Below are 21,406 nucleotides of genomic sequence, written 5' to 3' on the forward strand. Positions count from 1 at the left end.
ATGTGCGACACAATACTGGTTCTGGGCAGCCTGACCCAAGACGGGCGCAGCTATTTTGCCAAGAACTCCGACCGCGCGCCGAATGAGGCGCAATATCTGACGAAGGTGGAGGCCGCGCGCCATGCCCCTGATGCCCGCGTGCAGGCCACCTATGTCGACCTGCCGCAGGTCGGGCACACCTATGCCTGCATCGGCTCGCGCCCGTGGTGGATCTGGGGGTTCGAGCATGGCGTCAACGAACATGGGCTGACCATCGGCAATGAGGCCGTCTGGTCGCGACTGGCGGCAGATCAGGGGCCGAACCTTCTGGGCATGGATCTCCTGCGCCTCACGCTGGAACGCGCCCGTGATGCCGATGAGGGACTGAAGGTGCTGACCGGCCTGATCGAGACCTATGGTCAGGGGGGCCATGCCGCTTTGACCCGCGAGATGGTCTATCACAACGCCTTCCTGCTGGCCGATGGCCGCTCAGGCTGGGTGGTGGAAAGCGCAGGCCGCCATTGGGTGGCCCGCGAGGTCACGCAATGGGCCGCCATTTCCAATGTCTATTCGATCGGGCGCGATTATGACCTGATCTCGGATCAGGCCGAAGCTTTTGCCACTAAACAGGGCTGGCATCCGGCAGGCACGCCCTTTGACTGGGCGCGCGCCTATACCGATAGCACCCGCGCCAATCTGCCCGCCTGCCATGCGCGGCTTGCCATGTCGCGCGCCAAAGTGGCGGGCCTGCCCAAGGGCCGGATCGGGCTGACCGAGATGATCGACGTGCTACGCGATCATGGCGGCGATCCGGACCGGCATCCGGCGGCGGGCGGTCAGGCCTGTGTCTGCATGCATGGGGTCAGCGCCAGTTCCGGTTCGGAAACCGCCGCTTCGATGATCGTGGCCCTGCCAGCCACGCCGCAGACCCCGCGCGAGATCTGGGTCAGCCTTGCCTCGCCCTGCCTGTCGGGCTTCATTCCGGTCTGGCTCGATACCGATCTGCCCAAAGGCTGGAGCCAGCCCGCCCACCATACCGACCCCGATCAATGGTGGGATATCGAGCGCCTGCAACGGCTGATCGACCCCGATTATTCCAGCCTCGCCCGAGGCTTGCGAGCGCAGTTCAACGGCATGACCCATAAGGCGAGGGCCGAGCTTTCCCTTGCCAGCAAAGCCGATGCCGCCACCCGTAACGCCATTTCCCAACGCGCGGCCCGCAGCTATCGCGAGATCGTCGATGCGGGATTGCAGGACCGCGCCGACCGCCCGAAAAGTCCCGACCCGCGCGGAGACTATCTGGCGGATATCAATCGCGCCATCCCCCGCACCAGCCGCGATGCACGCGAAGACCTTGCCTTGCACGCCAGCCCCTAGACCTCAGGACGGAGCCCGCCTTGCCCAACCCCGATCCCTGCCTCCCCCCTGTTTCCGGCCCGCTTGCCGCTTTGCCTGCGACAGGCGCGGCGGAAAGGATCGACCTCGGGTCGCTCTCGACCCGCTGTCAGACGGTCGGGCCGGAACACGCCGCCCGTCTGGCGCAGGAGCTCTGGGGCCTATCCGGCGATATCACGCGGCTGGACACCGAAAAGGACGATACATTCGCACTCCGCCAACAGGATCGCAGGCTGATCTTCAAGATCGCCAATCCGGCAGAGCCGCCCGCCGAACTCGACCTTCAGATCCAGACGCTCGCCCATCTGAACCGCCACGCCCCCGATCTGCCTGTGCCGCAGATTGTACCCGCGCTGAATGGTGCCGCGCTTGTGGCTTTGCCGCTGGCCGACGGGGTAAGGCATGCGCGGATGATGACCTATCTTGAGGGCGATCTGCTCGACACTCTGCCCCCGCTTGGCCCCGAGCAATACCGGATTGGCGAAATGAACGCCAAGCTACGGCTGGCCATGAGCGATTTCCGCCACCCCTGTGCCGCCCGCCAGCTGGCATGGGATATCCGGCACCTGCCGAGGCTGGCAGAGCTTCTGGACCACGTGCCTGACCAAAGTCAGCGAAGTGCCCTGACCCGTGCCTTTCGCCAGATCCTGTCCCTGCGCGACGACATCGAGGCCCTGCCGCGGCAAATCCTGCATAATGATTTCAGCCGCTCGAACCTGCTGGTTGACCGCCGCAAGGCGCAACCAATCACCGGCATCATCGATTTCGGCGATGTGGTCGAAACGGCTGTGGCCATTGACCTGTCGACCGCCATGCTCAACCAGCTGCCTCGCGATGCCGCCGAACAGGGACAGGACGGGATGTTTGCCGGACCGACCCGCCTTTTCGAGGGCCATATTGCCCATGCCCCGCTTTCCAAGGCCGAGCGCCGCCTGTTGCCGCATCTGGTCTTCGCCCGCGTCGTGACCCGCGCGCTGCTCACGCTCTGGCGGGCCGGTCAGTTCCCCGAAAACCGTGCCTATATCCTGCGCAATACCGCGCAGGGCTGGGCGCAGCTTGACTGGTATCTCAGCCAGAATCCGGCGGCGCTCTCTGCCCGTCTGCTGTAAGATCGCCCCGCCCTGCCCGCTGCGGGCGGCGGCTGGAAAAAACGGGGAAATATCGTGAACATTTTTCCCCTGATCGGGCTTATCCACTTGAAAGCCCCGCCGCCTATGCCACATCTATGGGCGTCCCCGATAGGTAGAGGTTCATGCCCCATAACAACACCAATCTGCCCACCGAACGCCCCGATGTGCTGACCAAGCCCAAGCTGGAAGGCGGTCGGCGCTTTGTGATGCATTCGGAATTCTCGCCCGCAGGCGACCAGCCCACGGCCATTGCCGAGCTGTCCCAAGGCGTGCGGGACAACGAGCGCGATCAGGTGCTGCTGGGGGCGACGGGCACGGGCAAGACCTTCACCATGGCCAAGATCATCGAGGAGACCCAGCGTCCCGCGATCATCCTTGCGCCCAACAAGACGCTGGCCGCCCAGCTTTATGGCGAGTTCAAGGGCTTCTTCCCCGAGAATGCCGTCGAATATTTCGTGTCCTATTACGACTACTACCAGCCCGAGGCCTATGTGCCGCGCTCGGACACCTATATCGAGAAGGAATCCCAGATCAACGAGCAGATCGACCGGATGCGCCACTCGGCCACGCGGGCACTGCTTGAGCGTGACGATGTGATCATCGTGGCCTCGGTGTCCTGCATCTATGGTATCGGCTCGGTCGAGACCTATTCCGCCATGACGCAGGATCTGAAGGTGGGCGAACTTTACGAGCAACGCAAGTTCCTCGCCGATCTGGTGGCGCAGCAATATAAGCGGCTCGATGCGGCCTTTGTGCGCGGGTCCTTCCGCGTGAAGGGCGATACGGTCGATCTCTGGCCAGCCCACCTTGAGGACCGCGCATGGCGCTTTGCCTTCTTTGGCGAGGAGCTTGAGGCGATCACCGAATTCGACCCGCTGACAGGGGCGAAATCCGACAGTTTCGACCAGATCCGGATTTACGCCAACAGCCACTATGTCACGCCGCGCCCGACGCTGAATCAGGCGACCAAGGGCATCAAGAAAGAACTCGGTCTGCGGCTGAAGCAGCTGAACGACGAGGGCAAACTACTGGAGGCCCAGCGGCTGGAACAGCGCACCAATTTCGACCTCGAGATGCTGGAGGCCACGGGCGTCTGCAACGGGATCGAGAATTACTCGCGCTATCTCACGGGCCGCGCGCCTGGCGAGCCGCCGCCGACCTTGTTCGAGTTTATCCCCGATAATGCGATCGTCTTTGCCGATGAAAGCCATGTCACCGTGCCGCAGATCGGCGGCATGTATCGCGGCGACTACCGGCGCAAATTCACGCTGGCCGAACATGGCTTCCGCCTGCCGTCCTGCATGGATAACCGGCCCCTCAAGTTCGAGGAATGGGACGCCATGCGCCCGCAGTCGGTCTTTGTCTCGGCCACCCCCGGCAAATGGGAGATGGAGCAGACGGGCGGGATCTTTGCCGAACAGGTGATCCGCCCGACGGGTCTTCTGGATCCGGTGATCGAGATCCGCCCTGTCGAGACCCAAGTCGATGATGTGCTGGATGAAATCCGGCTGGTCGCCGCCAAGGGGCTGCGCACTTTGGTCACCACGCTGACCAAACGTATGGCCGAGGATCTGACCGAATATCTGCACGAACAGGGTGTGCGGGTGCGCTATATGCATAGCGATATCGACACGATTGAACGCATCGAGATCCTGCGTGACCTGCGTCTAGGGGCCTTTGACGTGCTGATCGGCATCAACCTTCTGCGCGAGGGTCTGGATATTCCCGAATGCGGGCTGGTGGCGATCTTGGATGCCGATAAGGAGGGCTTCCTGCGCTCGACCACCTCGTTGATCCAGACGGTGGGCCGTGCGGCGCGGAACGCCGATGGCCGCGTGATCATGTATGCCGATAAGATCACCGGCTCGATGCAGGCCGCCATCGACGAGACCGAGCGTCGCCGTGCCAAGCAGATCGCCTATAACGAGGAACATGGCATCACACCGCAGACCGTGCGCAAGAATGTCGAGGATGTGCTGGCAGGCCTCTATCAGGGCGACACCGATATGTCGCGCGTCACCGCCAAGGTCGATAAGGTCAAACCGGGGGCGAACCTTCAGGCCCATCTCGACAGCCTGCGCGCCGAGATGCGCAAGGCCGCCGAGAACCTTGAATTCGAGGAAGCCGCCCGCCTGCGCGACGAGGTCAAGCGGCTTGAGGCGGTAGAGCTGGCCGTCTCGGATGACCCGATGGCGCGGCAATCGGCGGTGGAAGAGGCCTCTGACGCCGCCACCAATGCCCGCGGCAGATCCACCGCAGGCCGCCCCGGCCAGCGCGGCGGCAACGTCCAGCGGCGCAAAAAACGCTAACCTCCCTATCTCCGACACGAACACCGCGCAGGGCAATCTTGCGCGGAGGGCTCCCCTTTGCCGCGAGAAGGCGCGCAACGGACGGCAATATTGTGCGCATGCTCACAAAATAGCGGGTTACAGAGACTCTTTTATTCCGATAACCCGCCAAGGTTAGCAATTTTGCAAACAATACACACTGGAATAAGAAATAAAATGTCGGACATATCCTCAGCCAATGGCTTCGCCGACGCAAAAGCCCCCGCCAGAAACTCGGCGGGCAAGGTTTTGCTGGCCAGCCTGATCGGGACCACGATCGAATTCTTCGATTTCTACGTCTATGCCACCGCCGCCGTGCTGGTCTTCCCCACGCTGTTCTTCCCCAATGAAGACGGCATGACCGCTCTGCTGGCCTCTTTCGCGACCTTCTCCATCGCGTTCTTCGCACGGCCTATGGGCGCGGTCGTGTTCGGCCATTTCGGCGACCGGATCGGACGCAAGGCCACGCTGGTGGCGGCGTTGCTGACGATGGGCGTCTCGACCGTCGTCATCGGGCTTTTGCCGACCTATGCGCAGATCGGGGTCGCCGCGCCGCTTCTGCTGGCGCTGTGCCGCTTTGGCCAGGGCTTCGGTCTGGGCGGCGAATGGGGCGGGGCGGTGCTGATGGCCACCGAAAACGCCCCCGAGGGCAAGAAGAACTGGTATGGTATGTTCCCGCAGCTGGGCGCGCCGGTGGGTCTGTTCCTGTCCTCCGGCCTGTTCTGGCTGCTTTTGCAATTCATGCCGAAAGAACAGTTGCTTGGCTGGGGTTGGCGCATTCCCTTCGTCGCCTCCATCGCGCTGGTGGTGATCGGGATGTGGGTGCGCCTGTCGATCACCGAGACCCCCGCATTCCAGGAGGCGATCGAGAAGGACGAACGTGTGGCGGTGCCGGTGTTCGAACTCTTTGCCAATCACAAACTGTCGATCTTCCTTGGCACATTCGTGGCGATGGTGACCTTCGTGCTGTTCTATATCGGCACGGCCTATCTGCTGTCCTATAACGTGAAAGTGCTGGAAATACCCTTCACGGACGCCTTGGTGATGCAGCTCTGGGGCGCCATCATCTTCGGGTTGGCGATCCCTGTTGCAGGGCTAGCGGCCGAGCGTTTCGGTCGCCGCGAGGTGCTGATTGTCACCACCATCCTGATCGCCGCATTCTCCTTCCTCGTGCCGGTTCTGATGGTGGCCAATGAAGGCGCGATCCTCTTGTTCGTCACGCTGTCGATGATGCTGATGGGCCTGACCTACGGCCTGATCGGCACCGCATTGGCCGCCCCGTTCCCGACCCGCGTGCGCTATAGCGGCTCGTCGATCACCTTCAACTTTGCCGGTATCGTAGGCGCCTCGCTTGCCCCCTATGCCGCAACATGGCTGCAGGCCAATTACGGGCTGGCCTATGTGGGCTACTATATGGGGGCTGCGGCGCTGATCACGCTGGCCTGTATCTTCGCGATTGGCCGCGAGAAGATCTAGGACCAACCGCCCTATCTGTCCGAACTGCCCCGGCCAATGGCCGGGGTTTTTCGTTGAACTGCTCCCGAATTGGGCAGGCTCGGCCCGGTCTCCGGCACAGCCATGCGAAACCGCCGATCCGGCTCGACATTGGCGAAGACCCTGCCCAATCTGCACCGGAACACAGCCGAAAGCCTGCCCCATGCCGATGTCATCGCTCTGGTCCGCCACCGCCCCCGCAGGGCCAGTCCTGCCCGCCCTGCAAGAGAGCCTGCACAGCGATGTGCTGGTGATCGGCGGCGGCTTGCAGGGCCTGTCCACCGCCCTGCATCTGGCCGAAGCGGGCACGGCGGTAACCCTTCTCGAAGCGGCAGATCCCGGTGAGGGCGGCTCGGGGCGCAATGGCGGGCAGGTCATTCCCGGCCTGAAGGACGACCCCGACACGCTGGACCGCCTCTTCGGGCCGGAAGCGACAGAGTTTGCCGGATCGACCGCGACCATGCTCTTCGATCTGGTCGCGCGGCTCGGGCTGGACTGCGATGCCGAGCGCACCGGCTGGATTCAGGCGGCAGACAAACAGGTGCTTCTTCCGGCGCTGGAACGGCGCATGTCCGAATGGCAGGCCCGCGGGGCCGATGTCGGTTGGCTCGACGCCAAGGCGATGGCCGCGCATACCGGCAGCCACCGGTTCAAGGGCGGCTGGATCGACCGGCGCGCCGGCCAGCTGCACCCGCTGAAACTGGTGCGCGCCCTGACCGCTGCGGCCTTGGCCGCAGGCGTGCAGATCTATGCCCGTTCGCCGGTGTGCAGCATAGCACGGCAGGGCCGCCACTGGGTCGCCACCCTGCCCGAGGGCGCGCAGGTCACAGCCGAGCGCGTGCTGCTGGCCACCAACCGCTACACCCCGCCGGATCTGCATCGCGGGCTAAGCCGCGCGACACTGCCCGCGCATAGTTTCCAGATCGCGACACGACCGCTCAGCACGTCAGAGCGCGCCCGTATCCTGCCCCGCCGCACCCCCGTCTCTGAAGCGCGGCGGGTCGGCACCTATTTCCGGCTGGGGCCGGAAAACCGGCTGCTGCTGGGCGGACGCGGCGATTTTACCGCCCCCGAGGGCCCGCGGCGCTTCCGCATGATCGAAGCCGAGATCCGCCGCCTCTATGGTGCGGGCCTGACGATGGAGCATTACTGGTACGGGCGTATCGCGATGACCCCCGACCACCGGATACGGCTTGTGGCCCCTGCCCCCGGTCTTTTTGCGGCCACGGGTTTCAACGGGCGCGGGGTGGCGCTGGCCACGGCGCTAGGCCAACGCATTGCCGAACATTTCCTGACCGGACGCCCGATGCCGCTGCCGGTCCAGACCCAAATGACCCAGATGCCCCTCTACGGGCTGCATCCCCTCTATGGCACCCTCGCCCTCCATTATTACCGCCTGCGCGATGCATTGGACTGCTAGGCAAACCGAATCGCTCGCGCGGCGCAAAATGCAAAGATCCGCGTCGTCGTTGCCTCTGCGTGAACAATAGCAAAATTACACCGCATATATTTCGGCCAACCCGACATAATCTTGCCCGATTGTGATCTTAGGAGCTTTGTTAACGACGATAAGCTAGTTGTAAGACGAGCCGACCGTCGCAGAGCGTCACAACCAGGGGTGGGAGGGAAATGCTCGAGTTTGAAAATGTCAGCAAGTCCTTCTGGACGGGCAAGCAGCGCAAGGTCATCCTTGATCGCGCCAGCTTCCGTGTGGAGCTGGGCAATTCGCTTGGCATCCTTGCCCCCAACGGCACCGGCAAGACCACCATTATCAACATGATGGCCGGTCTGGAAAAGCCCGACGAAGGCACGATTCGCAAAACCTGCCGCGTGTCCTTTCCGCTGGGATTCATGGGCGGCGTGGTCACCAAACACACCGCCCGCGAAAACGCGCGGTTCATCGCGCAGCTCTACGGTCTCGACCCCGATTATGTCGAGGCCTTCTGCCGCTGGCTTTGCGGCATTGCCGAATATTTCGATATGCCGGTCGGCACCTATAGTCAGGGCATGAAAGCGCGGTTCACCTTCTCGCTGCTGCTGGCTCTGGAATTCGATATTTACCTGATTGACGAGGGAATGCCCTCGACCACCGATGTGGTGTTCAACCGCAAGGCAGGGTCCATCCTGCGCGAAAGGTTGCAACGCTCGACGGTGATCGTCGTCTCGCACCAAGCCGAGACATTAGAGAAATTCTGTCGGACGGCTGCCGTGCTCCGCGATGGCCAACTTTATATGTTCGACACTCTGGAAGAAGCGAAGCGGATGTATGACTACACAGCCTAGGACCACCAAATATCGCATCCGCCGTCACGCGCTTCAGGCCAAAGCCACGCCGGTCGCACCCCCCGCAGGAACGCCCGACGCCGCCCTAACCAGTGCGCCCCAAACCGACGCGACCCTGTCGCGGGATGCCGCGCAAGCCGGAACCGTTGCCGCGCAACCGGCCAAACCGCAGCCGGAGCGGCCCCGCAATGCCGCTTTGGGCGCGATGGAGGAAAAGGACGCAGCCAAGGATCCGGCCGCCATTTTCGAACAGCATGATGACGGGTTCGGCGATATGAAATTTGCCGATGCCCAGCGGATGCAGCAGGAAGCCGAGGCCGAACAGGTTCTCGGCAAGGACGAGCTGACGCTGGAGGAAGAGATCGAGGCCATCCGCAAGGAAGGCCTGACCGGTCGCCAGCTACGCCTTGCCCGCCGTATGGCGCAAAAGCACAATATCGCGGCGACCTCGGATTTCGAGGCGGTGCTGCTGCTGCGTCGCAAGGGCATCGACCCGCTGGACCGCTCCAATATCCTGTCGCTGGTCAAACCGGGCAAAACCGAAAACCTGCCCGCCGTGCCGCCCAAACGCAGCCTGACCAAAACGAATGCGATGGCCGTCGCCACCGCGACACCCTCGCCCGCCGATATGATGACCGAGGAACATCGCGCCAGCGAGATCCTCGCCATCCAGCGCGATATCACCCGCAGGCGGCGGCGCAAGCTGATATTGCTGGCCACACGGCTGGCGTTTTTCGTCCTGCTGCCGACGGTGGTTGCGGCCTATTACTATTTCGTCATGGCCACGCCCACCTATGCCACCAAGACCGAATTCGTGATCCAGAAAGCCGATGGCGTCGCCTCCAGCGGGATCAGCAGCCTGTTCTCGGGCACGCAGCTGGCCACAAATCAGGATAGCGTCACGGTCCAGAGCTTCCTGCAATCGCTCGAAGCCATGAAGCGCCTCGACGCGGAACAGGGGTTCAAAAAGCACTTCCAGCAGGCATTCATCGACCCGCTGCAACGTCTTCCCACCCCCGCCAGCGATAACGAGGCCTATGCGCTTTACAAGAAGGTCGTCAAAATCGGCTATGATCCTTCGGAGGGGGTGATCAAGATGGAGGTCATCGCCGCCGATCCGGAAACCTCGGCCCGCTTTGCCAAGGCGCTGATCTCCTATGCCGAAGAACAGGTGGACCAGTTGACCTCCCGCCTGCGCGGCGACCAGATGCAGGGCGCGCGCGACAGCTATGACGATGCCGAGGCCAAGGTTCTGGCAGCACAACAGAAAGTGCTGGAACTACAGGAGAAACAGGGGGTGCTTGACCCCGTCTCCGAAAGCAGTCTGGTGATGGGGCAGGTGTCGGCCTTCGAAACGCAGCTCCAGCAGAAGCGGCTCGAACTGGGCCAGTTGCAAGACAACCCCAGCCCCAATGCCGCGCGCGTGGCCGGTGTCCAAGGCGATATCAGCCGCCTCGAAGCCCTGATCGCCAATCTGCGCAAGCAACTGACGCAGAAGACCTCCTCCACCGCCTCGCTCGCCGCCGTGACCGGTGATCTGCGTATCGCAGAGGCGGATCTGGCCACCCGTCAGGGCCTTCTGGCACAGGCGGCCCAGCAGATGGAAACCGCAAGGCTCGAAGCCAATAAACAGGTGCGCTATCTGGAAATGGGCGTGCGCCCCATCGCTCCGGATGCCCCGACATATCCCCGCGCGTTCGAGGATACGGTGGTGGCCTTCCTGATCTTTGCGGGGATCTATATGATGCTCTCTCTCACAGCCTCGGTGCTGCGCGAGCAAGTCTCAAGCTGACCCTCCCCGCCCGCGCAAAATGCCAAAATGCCACAAGCCCGCAGGTCCACAAGACCTTCGGGCTTGCCATACTCCAACGCGCGCAATAGGGCTTTGGGCCGACGCCGCCCGCCTTGCCTGCGGCCCGCCTCTCGGAAGGATTCCAGATGACCCCCTATGACCGCGCCCATGCCGCTATGACCGCCGAACCGGAAAACGATGCCCTGCGTCTGGCCGTTTACGACCGCCTTGCCGATGCCGAACTCTTCCTGCTGCTGGAAGACGAGGTCGAGGGGCAGGACATCCGCCCGCAGGTCTTCGAAGCCGAGGACGGGGCCTTCGTGCTTGCCTTCGATACCGAAGAACGCATGGCCGACTTCTGCGACGGCCCGATGCCCTATGCCGCCCTGCCCGGCCGGATCATCGCGCAGAATCTCGTGGGAGAAAATATCGGCCTCGGCATCAATCTGGGCGTGGCCCCCTCGGCCATGCTCCTGCCGCCCGAAGCCCTCGACTGGCTCAGCGAAACGCTGACCCATAGCCCGTCCCATATAACAGGCCGCCCCGTCAGCTTCGAGGCCCCCGCCCTTCCGCCCGCCATCCTCGGGCTACTGCTTCCGGCCTTCGAAGCCAAATTCGACCAACTGATCGGCGCGGCCACCCACGCGCTTCTGGGCGGCGTCACCTATGAAGACGGTCATAAAGGCCATGTTCTGGCCCTGCTGGGCACCCCTGAAAGCGCGCGTCCGGCCATCGCCAAAGCGATGGGCGAGGCGCTGACATTCTCCGGCCTTGATGCGGGCGAGCTGGATGTCACCTTCCTCGACGAGGACAGCGAGGCCGCCCAACGCCTGCTGGCCAAGGCGCTCGTGCTGCACCTCCCCGAGCATGAGCATGAGGAAGCTCCCGCCGCGCCGCAGGAAAAACCCAAAGGCCCCGGCATGGACCCGTCCAAACCGCCCATTCTACGATAGGACGGCCTGCGCCCACCCGTTCCAGCTGCTCTAAATATCCCGGGGTGAATTGGGGCCGTCAGGCCCCAAGAGGGGCAGCGCCCCTCACACGACCCCGCGCGCCAAAGCGTCGTCCACCGCCAGCCGCGCCATTTCCATGACCGCCTCGCGCGAATTGGCGGCGGCGATGAACCGCCCGTTATGGCAGAATTTCGCGCCCTTGACGCCCGAGGCCTCCTCCAGCGCCACACCGTTCAGCCCCGCCCAAGCGGCAGGCAGATCGGCTCGGTTCTCGAACCCCTCGTCAAATTTGCGGATCGTGCCCAAGGTCCAGTCTTCCGGACCGCGCGGCGTCACGACAAACCAAAGCTGGTCGGCCCCCGCCTTCACCACTGCCGGACGGAACGGCATGCCCGTCGGCAGTTCCAGAATACGCCCCTCACCGGCGGCGAGAATGGCCTCTGCCACCATGCCCGCCGCCCGCAGCTTCGCCGCAGAACGCGCCACCCGCGCTTCCAGAAAGGCGCGCGCAATGCCTACAGCCTGCCAGAATGTGCGGATTTCCCCCTCGGGGTCCTTATCGTCAAAGACCGGACGCAGGGTCTCGATCAGCCCCGGCAGGGTCATCGCCTGAAGCGCCCCCGCCTCGCCAGGGGACAGTTTGCCATTATCGACCAGATCAACCGGCTGCACGAAGCTGCGGTCCACGCCGTCATGCACCTCGTCCAGATGGGCCTCCGGCACGCCGGAGCTGCGCAGATAATCGCGCCCGAATTGTGCCCAGACCAGCCCGAAAGAACTCAGAGGCGCACCGTCCTCGCGCACAGGGGCCTCGCGCTGATGGTGATCGTAGATATTGCGGGCCGGATCGAAATCGCCGCCCACATCGTAAATCACACGGCCCTCTGCCGGCACCAGCCATTGCGGATCACGCGTGCGCACCAATTCGGCCTGAGGGAAAAGCCGTGTCAGAACGACTGTCGAAAACACTTCATCGGCATGGAAACCGCCCGAATGGGTCACAAGATGGGTGATGGTCATGGCGCGCGACCTCCAATAAACAACAATGGCCGCAAATAGGCAGGGCTTGCGTCGAAACACAAGCCCTGCCCGCAGCCGATCTCAAAGCCGGTCGTCCGGTCAAAGCCCCAGACGGTCGCGCAATTCGTAATACCACGAACCGATCACCGAATAGGGCACGCGGAAGGTCCGCCCGCCGGGGAAGGGGATCCAGCGCAGCTTGGCGAAAACGTCAAAGCGCGAGGCATCCCCGTCGATCGCTTCCGACAGAATCCGCCCAAACGTATGCGACCCCGTCACGCCGTGGCCCGAATAGCCATGCGCGTAATAGGTCGCATTCCCCAGCCGTCCCATCTGCGGCACGCGCGAGAAGGACAGCGCGAAATTGCCCGACCACGCATAGTCGATCTTCACATCGGAAAGCTGCGGGAAGACCTTCATCATATTGCCCCAAAGCTTGGCCTTGATGTCCTTCGGGTCGGTCCCGCCATAAACGGTGCCACCCCCGAACAACAGCCGCTTGTCGGCAGACATACGATAGTAATCAAGGATATAGCGCACATCCTCGATACAGGTATCGGCGGGCATCAACGCGCGCGCACGGTCCTCGCCCAAGGGCTCGGTCGCCATCACCTGCGTCGAGACCGGCATCACGCGGTTTTCCAGATCGGGCACCACATGGCCCAGATAGGCATTGCCGCACAGCACCAGAATGCGGCAGGTGATCTGCCCTTTTTCGGTCTTGATCACCGGACGCGCCGCCTGCGTGTCCACCGATACCACCGGAGACATCTCGTAGATCGTGCCGCCATTGGCCTCGATGGCCGCCGCCTCGCCCAGGCACAGGTTCAGCGGATGCATATGTCCGCCCGTGGGGTCGATCATGCCGCCCACATAAAGATCGGTCGCGGCATGCTCGCGGATTTCCGCCTTGGTCAGCATCCGCTGGTCGCACAGACCATAGCTCTCCCAAAGCTGCTTTTTCTCCTCGAGCTCGCGCATATGCATATCATTGAAGGCGGCAAACACATTGCCATCCTTCAGATCGCATTGAATGCCATAGGTCGAGACGCGCTCGCGGATGATCTTGCCACCCTCGGTCACCAGCCCCGCCACAAAGCGCGCGGTGTCCTGACCATAGGATTTACCGATCTTCTGCAGGCTGGCATTCAGCCCGTTGACGATCTGCCCGCCATTGCGCCCCGACGCGCCCCAGCCGATGCGCGCGCCCTCGACGACCGTTACCTGATAGCCCTTCTCGGCCAGATGCAGCGCGGTCGAAAGCCCCGAAAAGCCTGCGCCGACGACGCAGACATCGGCCTCCTGCGCCCCTTCCAGCTGCGGGCGCAGCGGTGCGGGGTTGGCGGAAGCCGCATAATAGCTGCCCGTATGGGCACCCGTTCCGGCGTAAGAAACAGACATCAGACTGCCTCCAGATAGCTGTGGAATTCGAAATCGGTCACATGGCGGGTGAAGCGGCGCAGCTCCTGCTGCTTGCATTGCACGAACATCCGCTTGAGACGTTTGGAGTAGATCTGCTCGATATGCGGCCCGCGGGCAAAGGCGTCAATAGCCGAGGCCCAATCCAGCGACAGATGGTCCAGATCCAGCGAATAGGCATCGCCTTCAATCGGTTCCGGCGGCTGCCATTCGCCCTCGATCCCCAGAAGCGCGCCACCCAGAATAGAGGCCAGCACCAGATAGGGGTTGGCATCGGCGCCTGCCACACGATGCTCGATCCGGCGGGCCTTATGGTGACCGCCCGGAATACGGATCGCGGCGGTGCGGTTCTCATAGCCCCAAGCCACCGAGGAGGGCGCGTGGCTTCCGGGCAGCAGACGGCGGAAGGAGTTCTCATGCGGTGCGAAGACCAGAGCATTCTCCTGCATGGTGCGCAACAGCCCCGCGACCGCATGGCGCAAGAGGGGCGTGCCCTCTTCGCCGCCATTGTCAAAGGCGTTATTGCCGTCCTTGTCCTGCAGCGAGAAATGCACATGCATCCCCGAACCAGCGCGGTCGCCGTAGGGTTTCGCCATGAAGGTCGCGGCAAAGCCGTGCTTGCGGGTGATCCCGCGCACCAGCCGTTTGAACAGCACCGCATCATCGGCAGCCCGAAGCGGGTCGTCGACATGCATCATGTTGATTTCAAACTGCCCTGCCCCGTTTTCCGAAATCGCGGTATCGGCGGGGATATTCTGCGCGCGGCAGGCGTCATAGATCTCGTTCAACAGCTCGTCAAAGTGCTGGAGTTCGTCCAGCGACAGCGCGCCATCGCTATCCAGCCGCTTGCCGGTCACCGGCGAACAGGGCGGCTGCGGCGTGGCCTCCGAAGGGTCCACAATGTAAAATTCCAGCTCGGTCGCCACCACCGGCGTCAGCCCCAGCGCCTTGAAACGGTCGCAGACGCTTGCCAGCGCGCGGCGCGGATCGCCCATGAAAGGCGTGCCATCCTCATTGGCCATCCATAGCTGCGCGAAGGCCGCCGGACGCGAGGTCCAGCTGATCAGGCTCAACGGCCGCCCCGTAAAATCACCGATCCCGTCGGCATCGCCCGTATCGAAGACCAGCTCCGACCCTTCGATATCCTCCCCCCAGATATCCATCCCCAGCAAGGACAAGGGCATCCGCAAAGAGCCGTTCTTGACCTTGTCGACATGTTCAATCGGCAGGCGTTTCCCCCGCATGACCCCGTTCAGGTCGCAGATACAGGCAAAGACGGTCTCGACATCCGTCTCGTTTTCCAGGTCGTGTTTGACGCGGCTTGTCATGATTGCTCCCGCAAAAATGTGATAGCATTTTTTTCATTGTGATAGCATTATGAGAGTCTGTCAACTCGTCGTGGTGACCATGAGCAAAGAAACATGTATTCCAGATCTGCCTCCCTATGCCGGTGATACGGTGCAGGACCATTGTTACCGAAGGCTCCGCCATGCGGTGATGCTGGGGCTGATCGCCCCCGGCACGCAGCTGACCCTACGCGGGCTGGCCGAGCAGATGAAACTCAGCCCGACCCCGATCCGCGAGGCCGTGCGCCGTCTCAGTTCCGAACGCGGCATCGAAGTGCTGGGCAACCGCCGCCTGCAAATCCCGCAGATGACGGCGGGCCGTTTCGAAGAACTGATCGCGCTGCGGGTCATGCTTGAAACCCATGCCGCCCTGCGGGCGCTGCCGCATATCACGGACCGGCAGATCGACCAGATGGAGGCGCTTGACCGCGAGATGGATCTGGCAATCCAGCGTCAGGATCTGGACGAGCTGACACGGCTCAATCAGGTGTTCCACCGGATGCTTTATTGCGCCAACCCCGATCATGCGGCCCAACCGATGATCGAAAGCCTGTGGCTACAGCTCGGGCCGTTCCAGCGCCATGTGCTTGGCGGCATCACCGACCACTACAAGATCGACCGCCATAAAGAGATGCTGGCCGCCCTGCGCGCCCGCGCAAGCGAGGCCCTCAGCACCGCGCTGCGTGCCGATATCACAGATGGCTCGATTCGCGTCGGGCGCAGGGCGTTGGGCCTGCCCGAAACAGGTCCAACCTCATGAAAAAGGCCGCGAATTCGCGGCCTTTCCTCGGGTTTCCATCTTATGCCACGCGCTGTTCGCTTTCCTCTTCCGGCTCGATACGGAAGACCGAAACCTCTTCTTTCAGCGAACGGGTCTCGGCAGAAAGCGCCCTGACCGCCGCCGAATTTTCCTCGAACATGGCCGCGTTCTGCTGGGTCACCTGATCAAGCTGGTTGATCGCATTGGTGATCTCGGACACGCCCGCGGCCTGCTCGGAGGCCCCGGCCTCGATCGAACGCACCATACCATCCACCTCGCGGATAAGCGCCTCGATCTGGGTCAACGCCTCGGAAGAGCGGTTGGTCTGTTCGACCCCGCTGCGCACCTGCACTTCGGAGGTGGACAGCAACTGCGAGATATCGCGCGCGGCCTCCGACGACCGCTGCGCCAGCGCCCGCACCTCGGAGGCCACCACCGCAAAGCCGCGCCCCGCCTCGCCCGCACGGGCCGCTTCCACCCCCGCATTCAGCGCCAGAAGATTGGTCTGGAACGCGATATCGTCGATCACCGAGGTGATCCGGTTGATCTGCTCGGAGCTTCTCTCGATCTCGGCCATCGCCTCCACGGTGCCCTGCACGATATGGTGGCCATCGGTCGCGGTCTGCAAGGTGCGCGACACGGCCGAGGTCGCATTGCGGGCATTTTCCAGCGCGTTCGAGACCGAAGACGACATTTCGTTCATCGCCGCTGCCGTTTCCTCCAGCGACGCCGCCTGAGTCTCGGTGCGCCGCCCCAGTTCGGACGAAGCACGGTCGATCTGCACCGTCTCGGCCTCAAGCCGGATCGCGCTTTCGCGAATCGCTCCGGCCATGCGGGCCATATTCTTGATGGCCGCGTTGAAATCGCGCCGCAGCCCCTCGTAGGACTCGGGGAACGCCTGATGGATCGCAACCGTCAGATCCCCATCCGACATCCCTGCCAGAGCCTGCCCGAGCTGGCCCACCACCCGTTCCTGCTCTTCCATCTGGCGGCGACGTTCGGCATCGGCGGCGCGGCGCTGCGCCTCGTTTTCCTCGCGCAACCGGTCCTCTTTCTCGCGCGCTTCGCGTTCGGCGACCGCCTGCATCTCGCGCAGCTCCGTCTGCTTGCGCATCGCCTCTTCCTCGGCGCGATGACGCTCGGCCTCGGCCTGCGCCTGCAACCTGTCCAGATCGGCCTTCTCGATCAGCGCAATCCGGAATCCCTCGATCGCCCGCGCCATCGCGCCAATCTCGGTCTGGGAGGTGATATAGGGCACCGGCGTTTCGGTATCGCCCGCGCCCATCGCTTCCATCCGGCCCTTGATCCGGGTGATCTGGCGCACCGTATCCCGCGCCAGCAGCCCCGAGATCACCGCAAGTATTGCCAGACTGATCCCCATCGTGACCAGGCTCATTGTGCGCAGATGGGACAGGGACGCCGCAATATCGGAGACATAGGATCCGGTCCCGACGATCCAGTTCCAATCGGGGAACAGCGTGACATAGCCCAACTTGCTTTCCACCGCCCCCGTATCGGGATTGTTGAAATAATAGACCAGCGGACCACCGCCCTGTGTCTGGGCAATCTTGCCCATCTCCACAAAGATCTTCTGCCCTTTGACATCCTCATAGGCAGACTGGTCCTTGCCGATCCATTCCGGCTTATGCGGATGGACCTGATAGACCATATCGGTATCGAAAACGAAAAAATATCCGCTGCCTTCAAAATGTAGGGCCGTCAGTTCCTCGCGACCGGTCTCGCGCGCCTGATCGGGGGTCATTTTCCCCTGTTCGACCTGTTTCTGCAGATGTTCCAGAATACTGACCGCCGTCTGGGTCACATCGCGCAGGTGCTGCTCGCGCATATGATAGGCATTATCGACAGAAAACTTCAGCAAAAGTTCAGACGTCCCGAACAGGGCTAAAGCGGCAAGCAGAACGATCCCGTAAAGGCGCGCCCGCAGTGATTTGAACCAAGCCAATTTGTTACATCCCGTGTGTAATCCGATTGGAAAGGTTATCGCCTGATAAACTTAATATAAGCCGAACACCGGAATGGTCACAAAATAACACATTGGAATATTTGTATTTATTGAATCCGCCCACCACTATGCCGCGAAAACAGGCAGCGCCAGAAGGCCCCGTTTCCCCACGGAGTTGCAGAATCACCATGCGTCAACACAGCGGCAGATCTTGAGGCGAAGGGAGAAAAGGAAACGGCGGCTTCCAGGGAGGAGGAGAGGAAGCCGCCGCGTAGTCCCGAGGCTCAGGGAGGAGGAGGAGCCTCAAGAATTCCTTGAGACCTTTCTAGCCTGTCCTGACGCGAATGAATACTTCGGAATGAGCATGGCAGCACTTCGCCACGCGCATGGCCCAAGCCGATGCGCGCTGCGATACACCTCTCGAAGAGGCAGGCAATCTATGGCTAACTCACACCGACACGGATCTGCCCGACGGGAAGACCCCAAACACCTTGCCATGTTCCACCCCCGCTATACTGCCCTTGCAAAGACACTGCGGGACCGGACCATGTTCACCGAGCGCATACTTGAAGGCCGAAGAACAAAAGGCAAGCATTATTTATCAGTTTCGCAATATTGTTAGATTACGCGCGTTCTTGCAGAAATTCGGAGGGGCTTCGGGATGTGCCGGATAATAGGACAGCTCCGACAGGCAGTCGCAGGCATGCGAACAGGTTCTGCACAGATCGACCATCCGGTCGAACTCGTGGCGCGGCAGCGCCTGACGGTGCAGCAGGTCGGTGACATCCATCCCCGCCCGCCGCGCCATCCCGCGCAGCAACCAAAAATGCAGACTGTTCTCTTGATCAATGATCATCAAATTCTTTCTGGAAATAAAAAGGCCCCGAGGCGGGGCCAAGGCAGGTGTCTTGCCGCTATTCCGCCGCGATCGGTCGGTCATCGGTGTCGATAAGGCGCCGCAAACGCGACATCAGCAGGCGGTTATTGCAATAATCGGGGGCCTGCGCCACGACGCCCTCGCGGTCTTCCGGCGCCTCCTGTGCGGCCAGAAACCCCTGACACGCCTGCGGATTCGCGCATTTCGTGCAGCGCGTGACCGTCTCGCTCCATCCCGTATCCGACATCAGGCCCTTGGCTTTGGCCTGCGTGAAATCCACCCCCACGACATCGCCCATACGGGAAACAAGCGCGGCATGTTTGTTCAGCGTTCTAGGATCGGTCATCAGCGCCCCCATACATAAAGGGCCGCTTTGGCCCCATGCCGCCAAAGGTGCACCACCGGCATCGGTTAAACTTTGATATGGATCAACCGGCGCTTCGCAACCCTACGTTACATTTCCCAACGCCGCCGCGCGGGCGCGAATGGACGCCGCATCTTCGGGCAGGGCCATCTGCTGTTCCGACAGCGCCGCCGCCCGTTGCGCCATCGCACGGGCCGGCACCACAAAACGGCGGTCGGTCATGCAAAGCCCCGCCAGCACATCCTGCAAACGCGTTGCCACCTCGATCTGGGCCGCCCCGTCGCGCCCGATCGCATCGAACGCATTGCGGATCAGCCCCTCGGGATCCAGTTCGCGGGCCATGACCCGCAGGCAGCGCACCTCCTGCGGCGCGGGGCGATGGCGGGCCCAATCCACCAGCACCACCATCAACCGCCCCAGAATATCAATCGCCGTGCCCGGATCATTGACCGCAGGCGACAGCGCCCGCGACGCGATCTCGGACATGGCGCGCAGCCCGAATTCGGGGTCCTGCTCATAGGAACGCGCATGGCCGATGCTGAACCCCGCGCGCATCTTGTCCTCCGCCGCGCGCCGCGCCTGCGCATCCTCCAGCAGCGCATCGCACCGCAAAAGCACCGTTCCCGGATGCGCGAAGGTGCCCGGTTGCGCCAGTATCCAGATCCGGCAATCCATCATCTGGGCGATCTGCTGCAGATAATCGGGGTCCACATGCTGCACATGCCCTGCCCCTTCGGCCATCACCGGCCAGCTTCCCACGGGCGGCTCCTGCCAGTCGGCGCAGCCCAGCACCGGATCCTCGGCACGCCGCATCAACGCCTGTCGCGTGGCCTCCTCCACCCGCGAGGCGGTGTCCTCAAGGCGCCCGAACTCGCTCAGGTGCTGGATCCAGCGCAGCAGCATGATGACAATCACCGCCACCACCGCAATAGTCACCGCAAACAGCACCAGCCGACCGGAATCGCCATAAATGCCGGTTTCCAGAGTGATGATCCCCACCAGCGCATAGACAAAGGCCCCGATGAAAGAGGCCAGCACATGCTGGGTCAGCCGGTCCGATTGCAGCAGCGTGATCGCCCGAGGCGTCGCCGATCCCTGCGCGGCACTGAAGGCCGAGACCATGATCGACAGCGAGAAGGTCGACACCGTCAGCATCGACGAGGCGATGATCTCCAGCAGGCTCTCGATGGCATTGGCACTGACGCTGAACCCCAGATCCTCGGGCACCAGCCGCCCGATGGCCGCAGCCCCCAAGGCGGTCAGAACCCCCAGAACCCCGAAGGCGCTGACCCGCACCCAGATCCGCTCGAACACCCGTTTGATATGCCAGCGCCAACGCGACATGCCGCCTCCTTCATCGCGCATGTCCCCATGCCATGCAGTGCGGATCTAGCGCATCAGCCCCGCCTGCCAAGCCTGTCAGACCTTGGAGGCCAGACGCTTTTTCTCGATTGCCCGCATCGTGGCGCGCACATTGGCCATGCGCGCGCGGTTCGAGGGATGGCTGCTGAAGATATCCTGCTCGGGGTCCGAGATGCGCTTGAAGAACTGCGCCCCGCGGATCGGGCTGTAGCCCGCGCGATAGGCCAGAACCGTGCCCAGACTATCGGCCTTCATCTCGTAATCCTTGGCCCGCGTCAGCGCGCCCATCTCTGCCCCCAGATGCTGCGCCTGCCGCACCTGACGGTTCGAGGCCCCCTGCGAGGCGATGATCGTGCCCATCAGCACGGCCCCCGTCTCGGAATCATCGGCCTTGAGCGCCAGATGCCCCAGAATATGATGCGCCGCCTCATGGCCCATCACAAAGGCCAGCTCGTCCTGATTGATCGCCTGCGAGATCAGCGTCAGGTTGAAGGCCAGAACGGGGCGGCCCTGCTCGTCAAGGGTCTGGAACGCATTCGGCTCGGGATCGGGGCGGTCATCCACCATGATCCGGAAATCGCAGCTATGGGTCTGGGCCAGCTGGTGATGGCGGCAGTAGTCCTCGATCACCGGCTCCATCCGATGCGCGGCGGCCATGAAGTTCTTTGCCGCGGCCTCGGGTGACAGAAGCTGGGTGCTCTGGGTGAAGTTCATCGCTTCCCCGTCGCGCCCCGCAGCCCCGCTGGTTGCCATCGGATCGGTCGCACAGCCCGCCAGTGCCAGAAACGCAGGCACCACAAGAGCCGAAACACACAAGACCGAAATTCGCATAATGGGCAGGTCCTTTCCAAAGGGGCATCCGTTCAGCCTAGCCCCCTTCCCCATAGGTGGGAAGAGCCTGTGCGATCAATTTTCAACGCAGTGTAAACAAGGCACGATTTG

At 62.7% G+C, this 21,406-nt stretch carries 17 protein-coding genes; 9 read left to right on the forward strand and 8 right to left on the reverse strand.

The window, feature by feature from the left end; all coding sequences use genetic code 11:
* The 8 genes from AC2ISB_RS14765 (at position 1) to AC2ISB_RS14800 (ending at position 11,353) form a co-directional block, all read left to right on the forward strand.
* Positions 1-1,356 (forward strand): C69 family dipeptidase, encoded by a 1,356-nt coding sequence (locus AC2ISB_RS14765; protein WP_486576823.1) that lies wholly within the window; start codon positions 1-3, stop codon positions 1,354-1,356.
* 20 nt (positions 1,357-1,376) lie between these two features.
* The gene (locus AC2ISB_RS14770) at positions 1,377-2,483 is read left to right on the forward strand and encodes a phosphotransferase (RefSeq protein WP_486576825.1); all 1,107 of its coding nucleotides are present in this window, start codon (positions 1,377-1,379) and stop codon (positions 2,481-2,483) included.
* 143 nt (positions 2,484-2,626) lie between these two features.
* Positions 2,627-4,813 carry an excinuclease ABC subunit UvrB gene (gene uvrB, locus AC2ISB_RS14775; RefSeq protein WP_339109967.1) on the forward strand — a complete coding sequence of 729 codons (2,187 nt, stop codon included), beginning with the start codon at positions 2,627-2,629 and terminating at the stop codon, positions 4,811-4,813.
* Positions 4,814-4,996: 183 nt separating this feature from the next.
* Complete coding sequence (locus AC2ISB_RS14780) at positions 4,997-6,307, forward strand: MFS transporter (RefSeq protein ID WP_339110053.1); 1,311 nt, start codon at positions 4,997-4,999, stop codon at positions 6,305-6,307.
* A 181-nt stretch (positions 6,308-6,488) separates the two neighbouring features.
* Complete coding sequence (locus AC2ISB_RS14785) at positions 6,489-7,745, forward strand: NAD(P)/FAD-dependent oxidoreductase (protein ID WP_486576827.1); 1,257 nt, start codon at positions 6,489-6,491, stop codon at positions 7,743-7,745.
* A 209-nt stretch (positions 7,746-7,954) separates the two neighbouring features.
* A complete protein-coding gene (locus AC2ISB_RS14790) occupies positions 7,955-8,608 on the forward strand; it encodes an ABC transporter ATP-binding protein (protein ID WP_330629470.1) in 654 nt (217 codons plus the stop codon).
* Positions 8,592-10,400 (forward strand): KpsE/RkpR family capsule polysaccharide export protein, encoded by a 1,809-nt coding sequence (locus AC2ISB_RS14795; RefSeq protein ID WP_486576829.1) that lies wholly within the window; start codon positions 8,592-8,594, stop codon positions 10,398-10,400. Before AC2ISB_RS14790 ends, AC2ISB_RS14795 begins: the two co-directional genes overlap by 17 nt.
* Before the next feature lie 146 nt (positions 10,401-10,546).
* Positions 10,547-11,353, forward strand: a complete 807-nt coding sequence (locus AC2ISB_RS14800) for an SseB family protein (protein ID WP_330629472.1) — start codon at positions 10,547-10,549, stop codon at positions 11,351-11,353.
* 84 nt (positions 11,354-11,437) lie between these two features.
* Here the strand turns inward: AC2ISB_RS14800 and AC2ISB_RS14805 are convergent, their stop codons facing one another.
* The 3 genes from AC2ISB_RS14805 to AC2ISB_RS14815 form a co-directional block, all read right to left on the reverse strand.
* Positions 11,438-12,373 carry an MYG1 family protein gene (locus AC2ISB_RS14805; protein ID WP_486576831.1) on the reverse strand — a complete coding sequence of 312 codons (936 nt, stop codon included), beginning with the start codon at positions 12,371-12,373 and terminating at the stop codon, positions 11,438-11,440.
* A 99-nt stretch (positions 12,374-12,472) separates the two neighbouring features.
* Positions 12,473-13,774, reverse strand: coding sequence for an NAD(P)/FAD-dependent oxidoreductase (locus tag AC2ISB_RS14810; RefSeq protein WP_486576833.1), 1,302 nt, complete (start codon positions 13,772-13,774; stop codon positions 12,473-12,475).
* The gene (locus tag AC2ISB_RS14815) at positions 13,774-15,120 is read right to left on the reverse strand and encodes a glutamine synthetase family protein (RefSeq protein WP_330629475.1); all 1,347 of its coding nucleotides are present in this window, start codon (positions 15,118-15,120) and stop codon (positions 13,774-13,776) included. Before AC2ISB_RS14815 ends, AC2ISB_RS14810 begins: the two co-directional genes overlap by 1 nt.
* A 79-nt stretch (positions 15,121-15,199) precedes the next feature.
* On the opposite strand from AC2ISB_RS14815, the gene AC2ISB_RS14820 reads away from it, so the two are divergent.
* The gene (locus AC2ISB_RS14820) at positions 15,200-15,898 is read left to right on the forward strand and encodes a GntR family transcriptional regulator (RefSeq protein WP_339109972.1); all 699 of its coding nucleotides are present in this window, start codon (positions 15,200-15,202) and stop codon (positions 15,896-15,898) included.
* A 40-nt stretch (positions 15,899-15,938) separates the two neighbouring features.
* Here the strand turns inward: AC2ISB_RS14820 and AC2ISB_RS14825 are convergent, their stop codons facing one another.
* From AC2ISB_RS14825 to AC2ISB_RS14845, 5 genes are all read right to left on the reverse strand, one after another.
* A complete protein-coding gene (locus AC2ISB_RS14825; protein WP_330629477.1) occupies positions 15,939-17,861 on the reverse strand; it encodes a methyl-accepting chemotaxis protein in 1,923 nt (640 codons plus the stop codon).
* A 601-nt stretch (positions 17,862-18,462) separates the two neighbouring features.
* Positions 18,463-18,717 carry a DUF6455 family protein gene (locus AC2ISB_RS14830; protein ID WP_330629478.1) on the reverse strand — a complete coding sequence of 85 codons (255 nt, stop codon included), beginning with the start codon at positions 18,715-18,717 and terminating at the stop codon, positions 18,463-18,465.
* Positions 18,718-18,775: 58 nt separating this feature from the next.
* Positions 18,776-19,084 carry a DUF6455 family protein gene (locus tag AC2ISB_RS14835; protein WP_339109973.1) on the reverse strand — a complete coding sequence of 103 codons (309 nt, stop codon included), beginning with the start codon at positions 19,082-19,084 and terminating at the stop codon, positions 18,776-18,778.
* Positions 19,085-19,186: 102 nt separating this feature from the next.
* Entirely contained in the window at positions 19,187-20,446 is a 1,260-nt protein-coding gene (locus AC2ISB_RS14840; RefSeq protein WP_339109974.1) for a DUF2254 domain-containing protein, read from the reverse strand.
* A gap of 75 nt (positions 20,447-20,521) precedes the next feature.
* The gene (locus AC2ISB_RS14845; RefSeq protein ID WP_486576834.1) at positions 20,522-21,295 is read right to left on the reverse strand and encodes a M48 family metallopeptidase; all 774 of its coding nucleotides are present in this window, start codon (positions 21,293-21,295) and stop codon (positions 20,522-20,524) included.
* Between the last annotated feature and the right edge of the window lie 111 nt (positions 21,296-21,406).

The sequence above is a fragment of the Thioclava sp. NS-SX20 genome, assembly GCF_057380695.1.